This is a genomic window from Bradyrhizobium sp. Leo114 (assembly GCF_055229415.2).
Map to the genome: position 1 here is coordinate 59262 of NZ_JBUYEN020000029.1, position 16130 is coordinate 75391.

Annotated in this window: 13 protein-coding genes and 1 tRNA gene; 8 read left to right on the forward strand and 6 right to left on the reverse strand. The window is 63.3% G+C overall.

The annotated features are described in order from the left end of the window. Positions 1–69 precede the first annotated feature (69 nt). Positions 70–1605: a sensor histidine kinase gene (locus ACZIRK_RS29635; protein ID WP_474418693.1), complete on the reverse strand. Its 1536-nt coding sequence runs from the start codon at positions 1603–1605 to the stop codon at positions 70–72. After that, the gene (locus tag ACZIRK_RS29640) at positions 1602–2321 is read right to left on the reverse strand and encodes a response regulator (RefSeq protein WP_028165428.1); all 720 of its coding nucleotides are present in this window, start codon (positions 2319–2321) and stop codon (positions 1602–1604) included. Before ACZIRK_RS29640 ends, ACZIRK_RS29635 begins: the two co-directional genes overlap by 4 nt. A gap of 796 nt (positions 2322–3117) precedes the next feature. Here ACZIRK_RS29640 and ACZIRK_RS29645 point away from each other — a divergent pair. From ACZIRK_RS29645 to ACZIRK_RS29660, 4 genes are all read left to right on the forward strand, one after another. Next, positions 3118–3897: a helix-turn-helix domain-containing protein gene (locus tag ACZIRK_RS29645; protein WP_474418694.1), complete on the forward strand. Its 780-nt coding sequence runs from the start codon at positions 3118–3120 to the stop codon at positions 3895–3897. 96 nt (positions 3898–3993) lie between these two features. Then, on the forward strand, positions 3994–4665 hold the full coding sequence (locus tag ACZIRK_RS29650) for a 2Fe-2S iron-sulfur cluster-binding protein (protein WP_474418695.1): 672 nt from the start codon (positions 3994–3996) through the stop codon (positions 4663–4665). Positions 4666–4668: 3 nt separating this feature from the next. After that, positions 4669–5655, forward strand: a complete 987-nt coding sequence (locus ACZIRK_RS29655) for an FAD binding domain-containing protein (RefSeq protein WP_474418696.1) — start codon at positions 4669–4671, stop codon at positions 5653–5655. Between the two features lie 11 nt (positions 5656–5666). Next, positions 5667–7943, forward strand: coding sequence for a xanthine dehydrogenase family protein molybdopterin-binding subunit (locus tag ACZIRK_RS29660; RefSeq protein ID WP_130228838.1), 2277 nt, complete (start codon positions 5667–5669; stop codon positions 7941–7943). Positions 7944–8120: 177 nt separating this feature from the next. Here ACZIRK_RS29660 and ACZIRK_RS29665 read toward each other — a convergent pair. From ACZIRK_RS29665 to ACZIRK_RS29675, 3 genes are all read right to left on the reverse strand, one after another. Further along, positions 8121–8195, reverse strand: a tRNA-Val gene (locus ACZIRK_RS29665). Positions 8196–8302: 107 nt separating this feature from the next. After that, on the reverse strand, positions 8303–9589 hold the full coding sequence (locus ACZIRK_RS29670; protein ID WP_474418697.1) for a hypothetical protein: 1287 nt from the start codon (positions 9587–9589) through the stop codon (positions 8303–8305). Positions 9590–9706: 117 nt separating this feature from the next. After that, the gene (locus ACZIRK_RS29675; RefSeq protein WP_028165514.1) at positions 9707–10312 is read right to left on the reverse strand and encodes a DUF1134 domain-containing protein; all 606 of its coding nucleotides are present in this window, start codon (positions 10310–10312) and stop codon (positions 9707–9709) included. Between the two features lie 92 nt (positions 10313–10404). Between ACZIRK_RS29675 and ACZIRK_RS29680 the strand changes: the two genes are divergently transcribed. After that, positions 10405–10929: a YHS domain-containing (seleno)protein gene (locus ACZIRK_RS29680; protein ID WP_207231108.1), complete on the forward strand. Its 525-nt coding sequence runs from the start codon at positions 10405–10407 to the stop codon at positions 10927–10929. A 10-nt stretch (positions 10930–10939) separates the two neighbouring features. On the opposite strand, the gene cysQ is transcribed toward ACZIRK_RS29680, so the two are convergent. Then, positions 10940–11764 (reverse strand): 3'(2'),5'-bisphosphate nucleotidase CysQ, encoded by an 825-nt coding sequence (gene cysQ / locus ACZIRK_RS29685; protein ID WP_474418698.1) that lies wholly within the window; start codon positions 11762–11764, stop codon positions 10940–10942. A gap of 140 nt (positions 11765–11904) precedes the next feature. Between cysQ and chpT the strand changes: the two genes are divergently transcribed. The 3 genes from chpT (at position 11905) to ACZIRK_RS29700 (ending at position 16079) form a co-directional block, all read left to right on the forward strand. Beyond that, positions 11905–12549, forward strand: coding sequence for a histidine phosphotransferase ChpT (chpT, locus tag ACZIRK_RS29690; RefSeq protein WP_165435464.1), 645 nt, complete (start codon positions 11905–11907; stop codon positions 12547–12549). A 292-nt stretch (positions 12550–12841) separates the two neighbouring features. Continuing rightward, positions 12842–15580 (forward strand): hybrid sensor histidine kinase/response regulator, encoded by a 2739-nt coding sequence (locus tag ACZIRK_RS29695; RefSeq protein ID WP_474418699.1) that lies wholly within the window; start codon positions 12842–12844, stop codon positions 15578–15580. Positions 15581–15608: 28 nt separating this feature from the next. Beyond that, positions 15609–16079: a chemotaxis protein CheW gene (locus ACZIRK_RS29700; protein ID WP_130228842.1), complete on the forward strand. Its 471-nt coding sequence runs from the start codon at positions 15609–15611 to the stop codon at positions 16077–16079. The last annotated feature ends 51 nt before the right edge of the window (positions 16080–16130 follow it).

The window sequence follows — 16130 nt, forward strand, 5'->3', positions numbered from 1 at the left end:
CATCGCCTCGCGCGGATTTTGTTCGCGCGCCTCCAGCAATTCTTTTGACGCGGGCGGAATGCTTGGATTTTACTTGAGGTAGACGCTCACGCTGCGGGTTGCCGGTTCGAGAGCGTTGATATTGTCCTTCACTCCTGCGGCCGCGACCCGGACCCCGATGGGAGGAGGTCCGCTATTGGGAGGAGCTCCGCTATCCAGCGGTGGCAGGCTAATGGCCGCGCGCAGTCCCTTCTGCTGGTTGATCAATGTGATATCACCGCCATGGTGGCGGACGATGGTCCGCGCAATGGAAAGACCAAGACCGACGCCTCCAGTTTCGCGATTCCGCGAATTCTCCATCCGAAAGAAAGGCGTAAAGACCTGCTCCTTGGCGTTGTCCGGAATACCGGGGCCATCATCGGAGACGATGATTTCGATGCTATCCGCTCGCCTCTCCACGCTGACCCGCGCCCGCTCGCCATAACGGATGGCATTTTCGACGAGGTTGCGGCACGCGCGGCGCAGCGCGTCTGGTCGGCAGCTATAGCTGATCTTCGTCCCCTCCGAGAACGAAACATCGTAGCCGAGTTCGGCGAGATCGTCGCAAAGACTTTCCACAAGGGCTGAGAGGTCCACCGTACGGGTGGCTTCTGCGGTCGCATCCTCGCGGGCGAATGCGAGGGTTGCTTCCGTCATCGTCTGGATCTCTGTAATCGTGGAGAGCATTTTCTCCCGCACTTCCTGATCGGGCACGAACTCTGCACGCAGACGGAGTGAGGTCAGAGGTGTGCGCAGATCATGGCCGATGGCGGCCAGCATTCTGGTTCGATCGTCGACGAAACGATGCAGGCGCGCCTGCATGCGATTGAATGCCTCGGCCGTACGCCGAATATCGTCGGGGCCGGTCTCCGGCAGCGGTACGATCTCCTGACCGCGGCCAAGGGCTTCAGCCGCTACCGCCAGGCGACGCAGTGGCTGCGCGATGCCGCGTGCGGCGAATACGGCAATGATCGACAACAACAACGCCGACAGGCCGAGCGTGACGGTGGATTGGGAGGTCCAGAAGCCGTCTTGCGCGGGTTTGGCAAATGCAGTGTTCAGCCATGCGCCGTCCGCCAGCTGCACGGCCAAACCCATGCCGGTGGCGTCATCGAGATAGAGAAATTTCGCCGGCCGGGACAGCGGCCAAGCTTCCGGCTTTAGATCGATCCATTGCGAGGAGGTGGCGCTGCTACTGCTGGCCGAATTTCGGACGAAATCCGGTCTCACCTCGACGGGCGCGCTGTGGCCGGGGAAGGATACGCGTGGCAACGGTTGTGCCAAACGCTCCCACGCCTCCTCTCGCCAGGCGGGGGCATCCTTCAGGCCGTTGGTCGATATCCAATATCTCGCTGAACTGGTGTTGCTGGCGTTCAGGATATCCGACTGAAGCGCTGGAGGCGTCGCCTCCAAGACCCGGGCAAGCGAGGCGCACCGGCTGAATATCTCGCCCTTGGCGGCCTTCCGGATCGTCTGCCCGTGCTCATCCCAGGAAATGAAGAACACAACCGCTTGCGACAGCATCAGCGACAGCAGCGTGAAGCAGATGAAGCGGGCCGCCAGGCTGCGCTTCCATAACCCCATCATGGCTGCTCGACCTGCGCAACGAGGCTGTATCCACCGCCCCAGTGAGTCTTGATCAACGCTGGTACTTTCGGATCGGCCTCGATCTTCTTCCTCAAACGACTGACTTGATTGTCGATGCTCCGATCGAATGGATCGGCATCTCGGCCGACCGTCAGGTCGAGAAGCTGATTGCGGCTGAGCACCAGGCCGGGATGATCGAGAAAGGCGCACAGCAGCCGAAACTCTGCCGTGCTGAGCGGGACAGCAATGCCATCGTGTCCCACCAGCTCGCGCCGGCTGACGTCAAAAGTCCATCGATCGAAACGTACGATCTTGGTCGCGAGCCGGCCTTTCTGCGGCGGCAGGCTTTGGACACGGCGAAGCACTGCTTTGATACGGGCGAGGAGTTCGCGGGGATTGAACGGCTTGCACACATAGTCATCGGCGCCCATTTCGAGGCCGACAATCCGATCGGTCTGCTCGACCATAGCAGTCAACAGGATCACGGGGAGGTCCGTGGTACTGCGGAGATGGCGGCAGAGAGACAATCCGTCCTCGCCCGGCATCATGACGTCGAGAACCACCAGGTCAAAAGCACTTCGTTCGAGCAGACGGCGAAGTGCGGCGGCGCTCTCCGCAAGGCTGATGCGGTAGCCATGTTGCATCAAATATTTGCCGACGAGATCGCGGATGTCGCGATGATCATCCACGACGGCGATGTGCGGTGCCGAGTCCATCCAGTTGCTCCGTTCCACATCATACCGAAGTCCGGCGCGCAACCCACCGGAAAAGTGTAACAGAATGTATCGGTCGCGTAGGGTTGAGTACAAGCAGTCGCAGTATCCGGGCCCGGTGAGCCACTTTGTCGCAAAGCCGTATGGCATAGGACTTGATGGAGCTCCGCGAAACCGTATTGAAAGCAAGGTGATTGAAGAGGAGGGGACAGAAGCACGGCTCCAACTTGTCGCGAACTATGCAGTGCGGCGTTCCTGAGACAGATCGCGACAATTGCCGGTAATGGTCGGCAAAGTTCTGCGACAACCAGATCCCATCGTGCGCACGTTCGACAAGGCAGGAGCTCTGCATGTGCGTTGCGATCGATGCTGTTTTTGGCAGGATAGTTCCCGAAAGTCCGAGGGGCTCATCAGCCGAGAGCGATGAAGACTACCCCACACGGAAGGGACCGATTTCTGGCAGATCCGCATTTCGGATAAGTTTGCTGCTCGTCTTCGTGTTGCGGAATGCGTCTACCTCGACGACGCCCCTTGATCTGACGTATGGCGCAAATAACACGGCCATTTCACGCCTCGTCACGGAGGGCGACCGTTTGACGTCCGAGCGAGATCTCAAGTTCGTATGCGGAAGTGCCCGAATTCACTTCGGCCGTTTCGATGAGGCCAGGCGAATTGAGTTGATCAAGGAAAGGTACATGCCATGGCTTTGACCCCGATGATCGGAGAGGGGGAACTCCGCGTCACAGATGAGACCCGATCGGGGCCACCGCATACATGCTCATGGCTTGATGGTGCAATCGTGTTCGACCATCGACGCTGGTCCTGCCGGGAAGCCGAGCTGACTTGGACAGCGCCCTCGCATCTGATCGTGCTGACCCATACAGGCAAGACCGCGCGAACGCGGATTTCGTGCTCCGGCGAACTCGTCTATGACGGCCGGGACAGGCCGGGCGCGCTCTCCTTCATCCCCGCAGGTGTCGAGCGCTCCGGCAGTTATTGCGAGCCGGATCTCGTCTACTCTGCCCTTTGGCTCGATCACGCTCGGTTCGGATGCGAGCGTTCGGCGGAGACGTTACCAATATTGGTCAATCGCGCCGATGCGGTTGTCGCTGCGCTGCTGACGGCGCTGCATAACGACGTTGCATTCGGCGGCAAGCCGGACACTGCTTATGTCGAGCATCTCGCCGCCATTGCGATGCATCGGGTCATGGCGATCGACGGTGGCAAACCCCGTCCAAGTGCACATGGCGCGCTCGGCAAGGCGACGCTCCGCAGGATTGAGGAGTATGTCGAGGAGCACCTCAACGGGGAGATCAGGCTGAGCGATCTCGCGGCGATCGCAGACATGGAGATTGATTCCTTCGCGCGCCGCTTCAGGACGGCGATCGGAATGGCTCCCTATGCCTTTGTGATTGCGCGGCGGATTCGCCGCGCCGAGCAGCTTCTTGCGGATTCCGACCACGAACTTGCGCTGATCGCGGCCACACTAGGCTTCTCCAGCCAGAGCCATTTCACCACGGCATTTAAACGCGAGCGAGGCATGACGCCCCGAGCCTACCGGCAACAGCTTTTTTCCTGAATCCTGCAAGAGCGCCGGAATCGTGAAAGAACGCCCGAGTCGGCGCACCTATCTTGCGCCGAGCAAGCAGGGGATGCGCAAGGGAGCGAGCTCGACATGGCCGACTGCAGAGACCGACGCCCGACCGATGAGGGGCCGACACGAAGGATCGTGATTCAGGGGGCCGCGGCAGCTACGGCGCTGCTCACTGTTGGGATAGCTGACGCCGCGCCGGCGTTCGCTCAGTCTAGCGGTCTTCTCGAGCCTGCAGCCGGAACGAAGAGAATCCCCGCAAGTCTGATCATCAACGCCAGCCGGACTTCGGTCGAACTCGATCCGCGCACCACGCTGCTCGATGCGCTGCGCCATCAGCTTGGCCTGACCGGGTCCAAAAAGGGCTGCGACCACGGTCAGTGCGGCGCCTGTACAGTCCTGATCAACGGCAGGCGGATAAACTCGTGCTTGACGCTTGCGATCATGCACCAAGGCGACGAGATCACGACAGTCGAAGGGTTGGCGCAGGGCGAGGCGCTGCATCCGATGCAGGCCGCGTTCATCGCGCGCGACGGCTTCCAGTGCGGCTATTGCACGCCGGGCCAGATCTGCTCGGCCGTCGGCATGCTGAACGAAGCCAGGGAGGGCTGGCCAAGCCATGTCACGGGCGATCTCGTTGCACAGACCACGCTGAGCGATGCCGAAATTCGCGAACGCATGAGCGGCAATCTCTGCCGTTGCGCCGCCTATCCCAACATCGTCGCGGCCATTCGCGATGTCGCCGAGAGGACCTGAACGATGAAGCCGTTCACGTATGAGCGCGCATCCGGCCTGCGCGAGGCGGCCGCCGCAGTGGCCGCGCGTCCCGGTATCAAATTCATCGCCGGCGGCACCAATCTCATCGATCTGATGAAGCTGGAGATCGAGCAGCCGATACATCTCGTCGATATTAGCCGCCTGCCACTGCGCTTGATCGAGGAGACCCCGGAAGGCGGCCTGCGTATCGGGGCACAGGTTCCCAATAGCGATCTCGCAGCCGACATGCGGGTGAGAAGGCGCTATCCGCTGCTTTCGCAGGCGCTTCTCTCGGGTGCCTCCGCTCAGCTTCGCAACAAGGCCAGTACCGCCGGCAATCTGCTACAACGTACGCGGTGCCCGTACTTCTATGAACGCGGCATGCCCTGCAACAAGCGCGACCCCGGCTCGGGCTGCAGCGCGCGCGGCGGCTTCAACCGGCTTCACGCGATCCTTGGTGCCAGCGAGGCCTGCATCGCGGTCCACCCATCGGACATGGCGGTGGCCATGACCGCGCTCGATGCGCGCGTCGAGACGATACAATCCGACGGCCGCACACGCGTCTTTCCGCTTGGCGAACTGCACCGCCTGCCGGGAACGACGCCGCACATCGAGACCACGCTCGCCGCCGGCGAGATGATTACCGCTGTGATCTTGCCGCCACCGCCGCCGGGTCGGCAGCTCTACCGCAAGGTCCGCGACCGCGCGTCCTACGCTTTCGCGCTGGTCTCGGTCGCAGCAATTGTCGACGTCGCCGCCGGACGCATCCGCAGCGCGCGCATCGCAATGGGCGGCGTTGCACCCAAGCCTTGGCACTCTGCCGAAGGCGAGCGTGCGCTTGCCGGGCGGGCCGCGGGCGACGAGACCTGCGCTGCGGCCGCCGATGCGGCTCTTTCCGGCGCGCGCGCCGAAGGCCACGCCGCCTTCAAGATCGAGCTGGCGCGGCGCACGCTGCGCCGGACGCTCGCTGAAGCCGCCCAAGACGTTTGAGGCATAAGACGATGGCTAAAGATTACATCGTTCAGACGACATCGCGCCCCGGCGCTGCCACGGCAATCGGCCAGCCCGTGGACCGTATCGACGGAGCGCTGAAGGTCACGGGGAGGGCACGCTATGCCTACGAGCACAGGCTCGATCGCGCGGCGGCCTTTGGCTACATCCTCGGTGCGAGCATCGCCAAGGGACGTATCCTCGAAATCGATACCGGCGACGCCGAGCGCGCACCCGGCGTCATCCTGGTGATGACGCACAGGAACGCACCGAGCCAAGCGGCCTTCGGTGCGGCTGTCACGCCAACTGTGCCGGAGGTGTTCACGCGGGCCCGGCCGGTGCTGGCGAGCGAGCGCATCCGCTATCATGATGAGCCGGTCGCGCTGGTCGTCGCCGAGACCTTCGAGGAGGCGCGAGGGGCAGCGAGGCTGATCAGGCTGCGCTATGCGAGCGAACCGGGCGCGTTCGATGCCGCAGCGCCGAATGCCGAAATCTACCGGCCCGAACGTACCAATGCCGGCTTTCCCACGGACTCGATACTTGGCGACTTTGACCGCGCTTTCGCCGAGGCGCCGGTCAAGCTCGACGCCGTTTATGCGACGCCGTTCGAAAGCCATAATCCGATGGAGCCGCATGCGGCCATCGCCGAATGGGATGGGGACCGACTGACCGTCCATACTTCGGCGCAGACGCTGGCGAATATCCAGGCCGGCTTGGCCAACACGCTGCGCATCTCGCCGCAGAATGTCAGGGTCATCAGCCCCTTCATCGGCGGCGGCTTCGGTTCCAAGTTGATCGTTCATGCCGAGACGGTCTGCGCCGCACTGGCCGCGCGCGTTCTTGGCCGGCCGGTTAGGGTCGCTCTGACGCGACAGCAAATGTTCGCCAATGCCGGCCATCGCCCGGCAATGAAACAGCGGATCAGGCTCGGCGCGGACCGCGATGGCCGCCTGACCGCGATCGAGCATGAGGTCACCTCCTCGACGTCCCGTTTCGAGGAGTTCACTGAGCAGAGCGCGGTGCCGACGCGCGCGCTCTACGCAGCGGCGAACCGCCGTACGATGCATCGCCTTGTACGCCTCGACACCAATCGTGGTGAATGGATGCGGGCACCCGGCGAAGCATCCGGCCTGCTCGCGCTTGAATGCGCAATGGACGAACTTGCCGAACAGCTCGGCCTCGATCCGATCGAATTACGCATCCGCAACGAGCCGGAGCGCGATCCGGAGCGCAACGTGGCCTTCTCCAGCCGAAACCTGATCGCGTGCATGCGCGATGGGGCCGAGCGCTTCGGCTGGCGTGATCGCCCGGTGAAGCCAGGCAGCCGTCGGGAAGGCCGCAAGCTGATCGGCTATGGCATGGCAGCCGCGATCCGCGCCAATTATCTCGGACCGGGCTCGGCTCGTGTCGCCATCGATGCGCGGGGGCAGGTCACGGTGCAGGCTGACATGACCGATATCGGTACCGGCACATATACGATCCTGGCGCAAGTCGCGGCCGAGCGGCTGGGCGTACCGCTCTCGGCCGTCAAGGTCGAACTCGGCGACAGCAGCCTACCGCGCACCGCCGGTTCGGGCGGCTCGTGGGGCGCATCGAGTTCGAGCACGGCGGTTCACAATGCCTGTCTGATATTGCGGGAGCAGATCGCGTCCGCAGCCGCATCACACGAACGTTCACCCTTGCATGGCGCGAACATTTCGGAAGCTCGTTTCGAGGGCGGCAAACTCCACCTCGGCTCACGCTCGGAAAGCCTTGGCAGTCTTCTGGAGCGGATCGCGCCGGACGGATTAATGGCCGAGGGTTCTGCGGCCCGCGGCGAAACCTATCGCACCTATTCCCAGCATGCGTTCGGCGCGCATTTTGCCGAGGTCGCGGTCGATATCGACACGGGCGAACCACGGCTGCGGCGCATGCTTGGCGTCTTCGCCGCCGGGCGCATCCTCAATCCGAAGACGGCGCGTTCGCAAATGATCGGCGGCATGATCTGGGGCGTTGGGGCGGCGCTGATGGAAGAGACCGTGCTCGATCCTCGCCATGGTCATTTCGTCAACCACGATCTCGCCGAGTACCATGTGCCCGTGCATGCCGATGTTCCAAGCGTCGAAGCCGTCTTCCTTCCCGAGGAGGACGACAAGGGCAATCCGCTTGGCGCCAAGGGCATCGGCGAGCTCGGCAACTGTGGGGCAGGAGCTGCAGTCGCAAACGCGATCTATAACGCTACCGGTGTGCGGGTCCGCGACTTTCCGATCACGCTCGACAAGATCTTTCCCGAACTGCCCGTCGGCTGAACTCCGCTCGAACTATATGTTCGTCGGAATAGGCATTGATTTTGCCGGCAAATCATATCGTGGCACAGCGATTCTGGGCAACCGCGCCATACCGACGTGCCCCTATTGTACCTGAGCTCTCTTGGGGTACTTCGTTAGGGAACTAGTCCGCTAAGTCGTTGACTTTTAAAAAGTTAATGGTGGACGCACAAGGGATCGAACCTTGGACCTCTCCCGTGTGAAGGGAACGCTCTCCCGCTGAGCTATGCGTCCGGGATCTCGGCGCGGAAGCCGGAAACGGCCTTTCGGCCGGAGCCGCGATTTACGAAGGGCAGGGGCGGGGTGTCAAGCCAAAGCCGACCCCAAAGCGTGAAAGAGCCTTATGCCCCCTGCTGGCGGGCGCGGGAAGCGTGGGATTGCAGCGCTCGGATGCGTTCGGCGAGCGTTCCGCCGCCTTCGGGCAGACCGCTTGCGGCGGGCACACCATTGGCAGCTTTCGGTCCCGTCTTCGGTCCGCCCTTGGCCGGGACCGCCGGCTCCGCGGCCAGCATGGCCTCGATCGGCGAATCCGGCCCTTCGAGCTGGATCGCCAGCTTTGCTACTTCGGCGGCAATGTCGTTGATGCGCTCGCGCAGCAGCGCGTTCTCCATGCGCTCGGTCGCCCAGGAGTTCTCCGCCTGTTCCTGGATCCCGTTGATGTCGCGCTGCAGCTTTGACCGCTCGTCGCTGATGATGCGGAGCTGTTCTTCCAGAGCGGCCTTCTCGCTTTTTAGCTTTTCAAGGGCCGGCGATTTGCCGCCATTCATCGCCGCGCGCAGTTCCTTCACGGTGCGCTCGGCTGCCTCATTGGCCTGCCGGAGCTGGTTGTTCTCGAATTCCCGTTCGGCCAAGAGCTTGCCTTGGCTCGCAAGCCGCCCTTCCAGTTGGTTGACGCGGTTGCCGAGGATCTGGGCTTCATTAACCTGGACGCTCAATTGACGGTCGAGGTCGGTGACGCGCTGGTTCAGACTCTCGGCTCGGCTTCGCGCCTCCGCGAGCTCGCGGGTCGCGGCTTCGGATGCGCTGCGTTCCTCGGCCAGGCGGGCCTGGGTGGCGGCGAAGTCCCTTTCAGCGTCGCTGACCCGGTCCTTCAATTCCTCGATCTGGGTGCGGACGGAGATCAGCTCGATCTGGCGGCTATCCGCCGCCATCGAGCGGTCGTTCAGGTCGGCATTGATCTTGCCGAGCTCGCTCTGCTTGTTCGTCAGCGCCTGCTCGACGGCGCGCAACTGCTCGGCCTTGGCGGCGAACTCCTCTTCGGTGGCGCGGGCCTGATCCTTCATCGCCTTTTCGCGCGCCTCGAGCGCGAAGATCGCGGCGTTCTTTTCGCCGAGCTCGATCTTCATGCGGTTGATCGCGTCGGTCTTCTTGCCGAGTTCGGCGAGCTGGCTCGTAGTCTTGCTCTTGAGCTGCTCGACGTTCATTTCGAGCCGCCGCGCCGACATCGCGAATTCCGCGCGCAACTGGTCCTTGTCCGCCTGGATCTCGGCCATCGACAGCGGGGTTGCGGCCTCGATACGCCGGGTCGTCAGCCGCACCGCCCGGTTATGCACCAGCGGCACGATCATCAGACCGCACAGCATCGAGACCAGAAAACCGATCGCCAGATACATGATCGGTTCGACCATGAATGGGTTACTCCCGCGATAATAATTCGTTAATCACAATGCCACGGGCGGCCGGCAAAACGCCAGCCAAATGCCTGCCCGTGGTGAGGGATTCACGTCAAGGCGTTAACGGCGGGGTCAGAACGGGTTCCAGGTCGCGCGCGGGGTATATTTCAGGTAGCCGACATTGGCACCAAGCCTGAGCCCGATGCCGGAACGGATCGGCACCAGCACGATGTTGTTGGCCGTCAGCGCGGTCATGCCGAAACCGCCGACGATGTAAGCCGAGCCGTCGATGCCGACGAAGCGCTGGTAGATCGCTTGCGTGGAGGGCAGGTTGTAGACCAGCGTCATGGTGCGGGCACCATCGCCGCCCCAGTCGAAGCCGACCGAGGGCCCCTGCCAATAGACCCGCAGATCGCCGGCATTCTTGGTGTAGAGCGTGCCTTCCCCATAGCGCAGGCCGGCGACGAAAGCGCCGGAGCCTTCTTCGCCGAGCACGTAGCCATTGGGCAGACCCCATTGGCTGACCGCGCGTTCGATGACGGAGGCAAGCCCGCGCGAGACGTTACCGAAGAATTTGTGGCCGGCGGTAACAAGTTCGTCTGGCCCATAGGTGCTCGGACCGGGCTCGCGCTGCGGCGGCGGGTATTGCGGCGGCGGGGCCTGCTGGGCGGCAACCGGCGCAATCCAGCACATCAGCGCAGCGAGCGCTGCCGCGGCAAGGCGTGATGCGAAACTCATAAAGAACCCCTGCGATCGAAATTCTGGTCGCCGCCTTAACCTGACGCCAACAAGGTCGGCTCTAGCTTGCGCCCAGTGTCCCCTCGATTCCAATGTTATCGATATCAACTATGACGGTACAACGGCAGGAAATATACCGCCGGCGCCCCGGAATAGCCTTTTTCATCTTCGCCGTCGGTCTTTTAGCTTGGATCGGGAATGATTCGGCAGTCCGGGCTGCCACGACCGAGCGGGTGGTGGTCAATCACTATTCCGGCCTCGCCATCGAGGGATTCGACCCAGTGGCATATTTTACCGATGCCGCTGCCCTTGAGGGTTTGCCGGACTTTGAGGCTGCGCAGGCAGGCGCGGTCTGGCGCTTCCGCAATGAAGGCAACCGCGCCTCCTTTGTCGCTCATCCGGAAATCTACGGTCCGCAATTCGGCGGCTATGACCCGGTCGATCTCGGCCGCGGCGTCACCTATGCCGGCAATCCACGATTTTGGGCGGTCACCGGGCAGCGGCTCTATCTGTTCGGCCGGGAGGACAATCGGGACGCCTTTGTCGCCGATCCTCAACGTTTTTTGAAAGATGCCACCGCCCGCTGGCCGGAGTTGGAGCAGACGCTGGCGCAGTAGTTGCCCGCCTCTAAGGGGCGGCTGCGGGATCGCCCCAGGCAATGAATTCCGGCACGATAAAGTCGTCCCGCAGGCCGAAATGCAGTGCCGCTCCGTGCGAATCCGTGATCTTGCCGCCGGCGGCGGTGACCACGGCATGGCCGGCCGCGACGTCCCATTCGCAGGTCGGCGCAAGGCGGGGATAGATGTCCACCTTGCCTTCGGCCGCCCGTCCGAACTTCACCGCTGAGCCGAGTTCGGCCCGCACCGCGCCGCCCCGCCCGGCGATAAAGGCCTCCGTGCGCGCATCGCCATGGGAGCGGCTGACCGCCACGGTCCAGGGGTTTCCGCGCGGCGGGTGAGGGCGGGTGCGAATCGATTCGACGATCGGTGCCGCGCCATCGCGAACGATCAACCGCTCCGCGCCGCGGCCGACAATGCCGCGCCAGATCACGCCCAGAGCTGGCGCCCCGACGATGCCAAGCAGCGGCGTCCCTTCGGTCACCAGGGCGAGGTTGACCGTGAACTCGTTGCGGCCGGCGACGAATTCCTTGGTGCCGTCGAGCGGATCGACCAGGAAGAAGCTGTCTCTATAGGGCGGTCTCGCCAGACGCGTGCGCTCCTCGGAGAGCGACGGCACGTTTGGCGCAAGCCGCGCCAAGCCCTCGGCAACGATGCGGTCGGCCGCGAGATCGGCCTCGGTCACCGGCGAGCCGTCGCTCTTGCCCTCAACCTTCATGGCGCTGCGATTGACCGCCAGGATGGCCTCGCCAGCCCGCATCACCAGTTCCGTCAGTGGTTCGATCAGCGCGGCCGCGGCATTGCCGTCGATCCGGGGCGGGCATGCCTCATTCATAAGCGGTTCTCATCGGCTACTACCGTTCCCATCTCACTTCCGCCGCAAGCTGGCAGCATGCGCTTCCCCAGTGTATCAAATCCAAAAGCATGCGTGATTCGCTCCCGTCCGCGTGTATCGCGGCATTCCAGGAACACTTCATGTCTGGCACTTCGTCTCTCGGTCCCGCTCCCGATGCCCTCGAACTGGCGGCGCTGTTGTGCTCGCGCGTCTGCCACGATCTCATCAGTCCTGTCGGCGCGATCGTCAATGGCCTTGAGGTCATCGACGACAATCCGAAACCCGAGGACCGCGATTTTGCACTCGACCTGATCCGCAAGAGCGCCAAGACCGCATCTGCCCGCCTGCAGTTCTGCCGGCTTGCCTTCGGTGCCGCCGGGTCGGCCGGCGCGCAGATCGATCTCGGCGACGCGCAGGCCATGGCGAAGGGGCATATCGAGGACGGCAAGGTGACGCTGACCTGGAATCTGCCGCGGCTGCTCATGCCCAAGAATCGCGTCAAGCTGCTCCTGAATATGCTCGTGATCGCGCAGCAGACGATTCCGCGCGGCGGCACGCTGACGATCGATCCGGTCGGCGAGGGCGAGACGATGAGCTTTCGCATCACCTCGGCCGGGCTGAACGCCCGCGTGCCGCAGAACATCGTCGATATTCTCGGCAGCACGTCGGCCGCGGTCGATGCCCACGCGGTGCAGCCCTATTACGCGCGGCTGTTGGCGCAGGCCTGCGGATTGACCGTCAAGCTCGCCCTCGAGGGCGAGACTGTGGTGGTCAGCGCGTCCTGACGAATTGCTGCATGATCTCACGGCGCGCAGGCCGCCCAAGAGATCATGCGCAAACAACGACGTAGAGCGCGATCGGAGGCGCGAAGCGAATGCGCCGCGCGCCGCGACGGCGGCCATAGCGTTAACCAATCGTTTGCAACTTGCCGTTGATTTCGATCTTTTCTTCTTATCTCTTTGTTGATCCCGTTCTTTTCCACATACTCAACCAAACTTAAACGCTTTGCATGGAAGCTGGTCCAAGTTCCGTAAGGCGCGTCGATGTCGCGTGCCGCTGCGTACGAAGGCCAGGTTCATGGACGATTTGATGCGAGAGTTTCTGACCGAGACCAGCGAAAGCCTGGACACGGTCGACAATCAGTTGGTGAAGTTCGAGCAAGAGCCGAACAACGCGAAGATTCTCGATAATATTTTTCGCCTGGTGCACACCATCAAGGGTACCTGCGGCTTCCTGGGGCTCCCGCGACTGGAAGCGCTGGCGCATGCCGGCGAGACCTTGATGGGCAAATTCCGCGACGGCATGCCGGTCACGGCGGAAGCGGTGACGCTGATCCTGTCGAGCATCGACCGCATCAAGGAGATCCTCGCAGGACTGGAGGCAACCGAGGCCGAGCCGGAAGGATCGGACGAAGACCTCATCGTCAAGCTGCACGAGATGGCCGAGCGCAGTTTCGAATCGATGGCGGCCGAGGCCAGTACCGAACCTGCCGCAGAGCCGGAGGCCCCTGTCATGGCCGCGCCGCCGCTGCAGCCCGTGGCGACCGAGGGCACGCTGGTGGTACAGACGCTCGAGCGCCCGCTGCGTCCCGGTGAAGTCTCACTCGACGAGCTTGAGCGCGCGTTCCGCGAAACCGCCACCGAAGTGGCGCCGCCCCCGCCTGCTGCCGCGCCCGCAGCCAAGCCTGCCGCACATGAGCCGGCCGCAGAGGTTGCCAAGGAGAAGAAGGCACCGAGGAAGACGGCGGCCGCCGAAGACATGCACGAGTCCGACAAGGTCGCAAACCAGTCGATCCGCGTCAACGTGGATACGCTGGAGCACCTGATGACCATGGTCTCCGAGCTGGTGCTGACCCGCAACCAGCTCCTGGAGATATCACGCCGCAACGAGGACACCGAGTTCAAGGTGCCGTTGCAGCGTCTCTCGAACGTCACCGCCGAGCTGCAGGAGGGCGTCATGAAGACGCGCATGCAGCCGATCGGCAACGCCTGGCAGAAGCTGCCGCGCATCGTGCGCGACCTCTCGGGCGAACTCGGCAAGCAGATCGAACTGGAGATGCACGGCGCCGACACCGAGCTCGACCGCCAGGTGCTCGATCTGATCAAGGATCCCCTCACGCACATGGTGCGCAACTCCGCGGACCATGGTCTGGAGACCACGGCCGAGCGCGCGGCGGCCGGCAAGCCGGAGCAGGGCACCATCCGTCTCTCCGCCTATCACGAGGGCGGCCACATCATCATCTGCATCGCCGACAACGGCCGCGGTCTCAACACCGAACGGATCAAGGCGAAAGCTCTGGCCAACGGCCTCGTCACCGAGGCTGAACTGGAGAAGATGACGGAAGCGCAGATCCACAAGTTCATCTTCGCGCCGGGCTTCTCGACGGCTGCGCAAGTCACTTCGGTTTCCGGCCGCGGCGTCGGCATGGACGTGGTGCGCACCAATATCGACCAGATCGGCGGCACCATCGACATCAAGTCGGTCGCAGGCGAGGGCTGCTCCGTCACCATCAAGATCCCGCTGACGCTCGCCATCGTGTCGGCGCTGATCGTCGAAGCAGGCGGCGACCGTTTTGCGATCCCCCAGCTCTCCGTCGTTGAACTGGTTCGCGCGCGGGCCAATTCCGAGCACCGCATCGAGCGCATCAAGGACACCGCCGTGCTGCGCCTGCGCAACAAGCTCTTGCCGCTGATGCACCTGAAGAAGCTGCTCAGGATCGATGACGGTTCGTCGAGCGATCCCGAGAACGGTTTCATCGTGGTGACGCAGGTCGGCAGCCAGACTTTCGGTATCGTGGTCGACGGCGTGTTTCACACCGAGGAAATCGTGGTCAAGCCGATGTCGACCAAGCTGCGTCACATCGACATGTTCTCCGGCAACACCATCCTCGGCGATGGCGCTGTCATCATGATCATCGACCCCAACGGCATCGCCAAGGCGCTCGGTGCTGCCGGCTCGGCCGCCCATGAGATGGCGGACGACAGCGCTGCGGCCCATGTCAGCGGCGAGCAGCTCACCTCGCTCCTGGTGTTCCGTGCCGGCACCAGCCAGCCGAAGGCGGTGCCGCTTGGCCTCGTCACGCGCCTGGAGGAGATCGCCACCGACAAGATCGAGCTCTCCAACGGCCGCTACATGGTGCAGTACCGCGATCAGTTGATGCCGCTGGTGCAGATGGCTGATGTCAATGTGCAGACCTCCGGCTCGCAGCCGATCCTGGTGTTCGCCGACGACGGCCGCTCGATGGGGCTCGTGGTCGACGAGATCATCGACATCGTTGAGGAGCGGCTGCACATCGAGGTCGCGGGCTCGCAGGATGGCATTCTCGGCTCGGCCGTGATCAAGGGCCAGGCGACCGAAGTGATCGACGTCGGTCACTTCCTGCCGATGGCCTTCTCCGACTGGTTCAGCCGCAAGGAGATGCGGCCGTCCTCCAACGCGCAATCGGTGCTTCTGGTCGACGACAGCGCGTTCTTCCGCAACATGCTGGCCCCGGTCCTGAAGGCCGCCGGCTACAAGGTGCGTACCGCGCCGAATGCACAGGAAGGGCTGGCCGCGCTGCGTTCGGGACAGGCGTTCGACGTGGTGCTGACCGACATCGAGATGCCCGAGATGAACGGCTTCGAGTTCGCCGAGAGCATCCGTTCCGATCAGCATTTGAGCGGCGTTCCGATCATCGCGCTGTCGGCGATGGTCTCGCCGGCCGCGATCGAGCGCGGGCGGCAAGCGGGCTTCCATGATTACGTCGCCAAATTCGACCGTCCCGGCCTGATCGCGGCGTTGAAGGAACAGACCGCCGAGATCAGGAAAGCGGCATAGGTTGAGTCGGGCACAAGGAATTGAAACGATGACCAGCAAGACCGACACCAGCGAAGGCACCATGGCCGAATACGTCACCGCCGTGATCGGCGGACAATTGTTCGGCCTGCCGATCTCACGCGTGCAGGACGTGTTCATGCCGGAGCGGCTGACGCGTGTGCCGCTGTCTTCCAGCGAGATCGCCGGCGTGCTCAACCTGCGCGGCCGCATCGTCACGGTGGTCGATATGCGCGCGCGGCTCGGCCTGCCGAAGAACGATGACGGCAAGCCGCCGATGGCGGTCGGCGTCGATCTTCGCGGCGAATCCTATGGCCTCTTGATCGACCAGATCGGCGAGGTGCTGCGGCTGCCCGATGACAGCCGCGAGGAGAATCCGGTCAACCTCGACCCGCGGATGGCCAAGCTCGCCGGCGGCGTCCATCGCCTCGACGGCCAGCTCATGGTCGTCCTCGATGTCGACCGCGTGCTCGAACTGATGCCGGATGCGAAGGCGGCCTAGTCTCCGCGCGATAGGCGGGCATGCCTATTGAAGAACTGAAACGGAAACGTC

What these genes read in the sequence shown, in the direction of transcription:
- ACZIRK_RS29675 (WP_028165514.1), bottom strand. Translation starts at nt 10,312, where the DNA reads ATGAGTTTCGCATCACGCCTTGCCGCGGCAGCGCTCGCTGCGCTGATG.
- ACZIRK_RS29680 (WP_207231108.1), top strand. Translation starts at nt 10,405, where the DNA reads ATGTTATCGATATCAACTATGACGGTACAACGGCAGGAAATATACCGC.
- cysQ (WP_474418698.1), bottom strand. Translation starts at nt 11,764, where the DNA reads ATGAATGAGGCATGCCCGCCCCGGATCGACGGCAATGCCGCGGCCGCG.
- ACZIRK_RS29670 (WP_474418697.1), bottom strand. Translation starts at nt 9,589, where the DNA reads ATGGTCGAACCGATCATGTATCTGGCGATCGGTTTTCTGGTCTCGATG.
- ACZIRK_RS29660 (WP_130228838.1), top strand. Translation starts at nt 5,667, where the DNA reads ATGGCTAAAGATTACATCGTTCAGACGACATCGCGCCCCGGCGCTGCC.
- ACZIRK_RS29640 (WP_028165428.1), bottom strand. Translation starts at nt 2,321, where the DNA reads ATGGACTCGGCACCGCACATCGCCGTCGTGGATGATCATCGCGACATC.
- chpT (WP_165435464.1), top strand. Translation starts at nt 11,905, where the DNA reads ATGTCTGGCACTTCGTCTCTCGGTCCCGCTCCCGATGCCCTCGAACTG.
- ACZIRK_RS29695 (WP_474418699.1), top strand. Translation starts at nt 12,842, where the DNA reads ATGGACGATTTGATGCGAGAGTTTCTGACCGAGACCAGCGAAAGCCTG.
- ACZIRK_RS29655 (WP_474418696.1), top strand. Translation starts at nt 4,669, where the DNA reads ATGAAGCCGTTCACGTATGAGCGCGCATCCGGCCTGCGCGAGGCGGCC.
- ACZIRK_RS29635 (WP_474418693.1), bottom strand. Translation starts at nt 1,605, where the DNA reads ATGATGGGGTTATGGAAGCGCAGCCTGGCGGCCCGCTTCATCTGCTTC.
- ACZIRK_RS29650 (WP_474418695.1), top strand. Translation starts at nt 3,994, where the DNA reads ATGGCCGACTGCAGAGACCGACGCCCGACCGATGAGGGGCCGACACGA.
- ACZIRK_RS29700 (WP_130228842.1), top strand. Translation starts at nt 15,609, where the DNA reads ATGACCAGCAAGACCGACACCAGCGAAGGCACCATGGCCGAATACGTC.